Origin of the sequence: Sphingosinicella sp. (genome assembly GCF_052387495.1) — a bacterium.
In the GTDB taxonomy this organism is placed as follows: domain Bacteria; phylum Pseudomonadota; class Alphaproteobacteria; order Sphingomonadales; family Sphingomonadaceae; genus Allosphingosinicella.
This window is the reverse complement of record NZ_JBQTJC010000018.1, coordinates 1-3,453: the sequence shown is the minus strand read 5'-3', so window position 1 is coordinate 3,453 and position 3,453 is coordinate 1. Positions and strand designations below refer to the sequence as shown.

General features: G+C 68.0%; 4 protein-coding genes. 1 reads left to right on the top strand and 3 read right to left on the bottom strand.

The genetic code is table 11. From position 1 onward, the window contains the following. Positions 1-545, bottom strand: a 545-nt coding sequence (locus ACT4N8_RS01370; RefSeq protein ID WP_444856343.1) for a YqgE/AlgH family protein, incomplete at its 3' end; no start/stop codon positions are given. Positions 546-634: 89 nt separating this feature from the next. On the opposite strand from ACT4N8_RS01370, the gene ACT4N8_RS01365 reads away from it, so the two are divergent. Continuing rightward, positions 635-1,117: a peroxiredoxin gene (locus ACT4N8_RS01365; RefSeq protein WP_444856342.1), complete on the top strand. Its 483-nt coding sequence runs from the start codon at positions 635-637 to the stop codon at positions 1,115-1,117. Here ACT4N8_RS01365 and ACT4N8_RS01360 read toward each other — a convergent pair. Next, complete coding sequence (locus ACT4N8_RS01360; RefSeq protein ID WP_444856341.1) at positions 1,114-1,626, bottom strand: YbjN domain-containing protein; 513 nt, start codon at positions 1,624-1,626, stop codon at positions 1,114-1,116. The genes ACT4N8_RS01365 and ACT4N8_RS01360 overlap by 4 nt on opposite strands. Before the next feature lie 61 nt (positions 1,627-1,687). After that, the coding region (locus tag ACT4N8_RS01355; RefSeq protein WP_444856340.1) for a M2 family metallopeptidase at positions 1,688-3,453 on the bottom strand (1,766 nt) is incomplete at its 5' end.

Sequence of the window (3,453 nt, the reverse complement as noted above, 5' to 3'; positions counted from 1 at the left end):
TCCGCGGCGAGCAGGCGCGGGTCGATGCCGGCACCTCGGAAGGCGGCCGCCCAGCGCGAGTCGACGTCGCACTCGTAGAGCAGGCGCTCGTCGCCCGGCGTCACGAACCAGCCGTGGCGGCCCATCTCGTCCTCGAGCTGACCCGGGCCCCAGCCGGCATAGCCCAAGGCGGCGACCCAGCGCGACGGCCCCTTCCCTTCCGCGATCGCTTTCAGGATGTCGAGCGTCGCCGAAAGCACCCAGCGCTTGCCGACCGAGATGCTGTCCGAGCCGCCCCAGTCCGAGGTATGGAGGATGAAGCCGCGTTGCGGCTCGACCGGGCCGCCATGGTGGATTGCGGCATTCGGCGCCTGGCCGGGCGCGATATCGAGCTGCTTGAGGAGATCGTGGAAGCCGAGCCGAGGGATTACCCGGCCGAGGCCGATGCCGAGCGCCCCTTCCTCGTCATGGACGCACATCGCGATCACCGCCTTGTCGAAGCGCGGATCGCCCATGCCGGGCATGGCGAGCAGGAACTGGCCGCTGAGGAAGCGTGGCGCGTCCATGGCGGCGCTATAGGCGTTTGGCGCGGGGCATCACAATTGCTAAGGGCCGGGCCGACCCGAATCCCCGGCCCAATTCCCAGGAGACTCACATGACGATCAGCGTCGGCGACCGCATTCCCAGCATGACCCTGACCAAAGCGACGGCGGAAGGACCGCAGCCGGTCGAGACGGACGAATTCTTCGCCGGCCGCAAGGTTGCCTTGTTCGCCGTTCCGGGCGCGTTCACCCCGACCTGCTCGGCGCGCCACCTGCCCGGCTATGTCGAGAAGGCGGCCGAGCTCAAGGGCAAGGGCGTCGACGAAATCGCCTGCGTCTCGGTCAACGACGCCTTCGTGATGGGCGCCTGGGGCAATCAGGCCGGCGCCGAGGGCAAGGTGACGATGCTCGCCGACGGCAATGGCGCCTTCGCCGAGGCGGTCGGGCTGGACGCCGATTTCTCCAAGTTCGGCATGGGCAAGCGCAGCCAGCGCTGGTCGGCGATCGTCGAGGATGGCGTCGTCCAGTCGCTCAATGTCGAGGAGCCGGGCGCGTTCAGCGTCTCCGGCGCCGATTATATGCTCGGCCAACTCTAGCGTAACGCCTCGGCCTGGAAGCGCTCGGCGGAGCTGGCGAAGACGAGCAGGTTCACCGCGAGATTGCCGCGGATGAAGCCGAAATCGGCGGTCAGGTAACGCTGCAGGCCGGGCCGCCCGTCCGCGGTGAGGAAGGCGCGCGCGAAGGCGTAGCGCTGGTTGAAGCGCTGAACGTTGGTCGCGAGCCGCTCCGCCGTCATGCCCGCCGGCCGCGACCACGCCGCCTGAACGCTGATCGCCTTGCAGGCCGCGCCCTGCTGCTCGCACGAGCCGAAGATGATCGCCGCGCGGCGGCCGTTTGGGAAGATCACGGTCAGCGCCGGCCGCTCCGCCGTGCCGCGCCGCTCGAAGCGCGCGCCGATCTGGGTCAGCACCGCCTCGACCGTCGCATAATTGAAGGCCGGCATCACCTGCCGGTTCTCCGGCGAGGCCGGATTGAACGGCTGGGCCTGCCCGGCGGCGGCGGCGGACGCGAAAATCAGCAATGGAACGGCCCGAAAGGCGCGCATAGAGAAAAGCTCCGAATGGCTGCGAAGCGCCGGTGTAGCGCGCCGCGCCTTTATCCGCGATTTACCGACGCGGGCGCGCCGGCGCCTCCCAGCCGCACCGGCGACCCCCGTTCTGCTCCCTGAGCCAGCCGAGAAGGGGCTGGAAATATTCGACCATCGGCTCGGCCGAGATTTCGCGCGTGCCGGTGAAGGCTTCGAGCGCGTCGGGCCAGGGCCGCGAGGCGCCCATCGCGAGCATCTCATTGAGCCGCCGGCCGACCTCGCGATTGCCGTAGAAGGTGCAGCGGTGGAGCGGGCCGCGCCAGCCGGCGATGTCGCAGGCGGCCTTGTAGAACTGGAACTGGAGGATGCGGGCGAGGAAGTAGCGCGTGTAGGGCACGCTCGCCGGGACGTGATATTTGGCGCCGGCGTCGAAATTCACCTCGGTGCGCGCCACCGGCGGAACGATACCCTGATATTCGAGCCGCATCCGGTCCCATGCCGCCTGATATTCTCCCGGCGGAATCTGGCCCGAGAAAATGCCCCAGCGGTAGCGGTCGACGAGCAGACCGAACGGCAGGAAGGCGATCTTGTCGAGCGCCTGGCGGAGCAGGAGCGCCCGGTCCTGCTCGGCACTCGGCAGCTGGTTCTGCTGCAAGAGGCCGATCTGGACGAGATATTCGGGCGTCACCGAGAGCGCGATCATGTCGCCGATCGCCTCGTGGAAGCCGTCATTGGCGCTGTTCAGATAGAGGAACGGCTGCCGGTTGTAGGCGCGCTGATAGTAATTGTGGCCGAGCTCGTGGTGGACGGTGACGAAATCGTCGGCGTTCACGCGGGTGCACATCTTGATGCGCAGATCCTCGACATTGTCGACGTCCCAGGCCGAAGCATGGCAGACCACCTCGCGGTCGCGGGGCTGGGTGATCATCGAGCGTTGCCAGAAGGTCTCGGGCAGCGGCGCGAAACCCAAAGAGCTGAAGAAGGCCTCGCCCTGGCGGACGATGCGCTCGGGCGTGTATTCCGCGCGCTCGAGCAATTGGGTAAGATCGTAGGGCGCCTCGCCGGTCGCCCCCTGCGGCGCGACGACATCGTAGATATTGCCCCATTCCTGCGCCAACAGATTGCCGAGCAGGTCGGCGCGGATCGGGCCGGTCGCGGCCTGGACCTCGTCGCCATAGGTGCGGTTGAGCCCGGCGCGGGCGAAGCAGTGGATCTGCTCGTAGAGCGGGCGGACCTCGCCCCACAGCCGCTCGGTCAGCGCCATGAACTCATCCGGCGGCATGTCGTAATTGGAGCGCCACATCGCGCCGGTGTCGGCAAAGCCCAGCTCGCTGGCGCCGGCATTGGCGATCTCGACCATGCGGGCATAAGGCTGACGCATCGGCGCGCCGACATTGTCGTTCCAGCTCGTCCACATCTCGCGCAGGTGCGCCGGATTGCGGACCGTGCCCATCCGGGCCTCGATCTCGTTGCCGGTCAGCGTCTCGCCGTTCATCGTCCCCCGGCCGCGGCCATATTGTGACTGGAGATCGGTCGAGATGCGGTTCAATTCGGCGGCGGCGCCCTCGGTGGTCGGCGCCGGCAGGGTCAGGCCGAGCCTCAATAAGTTGAGTTTGCGCCGCGTGTCGGCGTCGATACCCGGCGCCGTCATGTAGCGCGCCGCCTCGCTCGCGAAGCGCACGCCCATCTGCGTTCCGATCGTGCCGAAATAGGCGGCGAGCGCGTCGGTATCCTGGGTGATGTAGGTCGCGGTCACCCATTGCGCGCGGGCGTTGATCACCGAAAATTCGGCCAGCTCGCGCTCGGCCCGTGCGACGAACGCCTCCGCCTCGGCCTTGGTCGGCG

Coding starts and splice junctions, on each gene's coding strand:
- ACT4N8_RS01365 (WP_444856342.1), top strand. CDS start 635: ATGACGATCAGCGTCGGCGACCGCATTCCCAGCATGACCCTGACCAAA.
- ACT4N8_RS01360 (WP_444856341.1), bottom strand. CDS start 1,626: ATGCGCGCCTTTCGGGCCGTTCCATTGCTGATTTTCGCGTCCGCCGCC.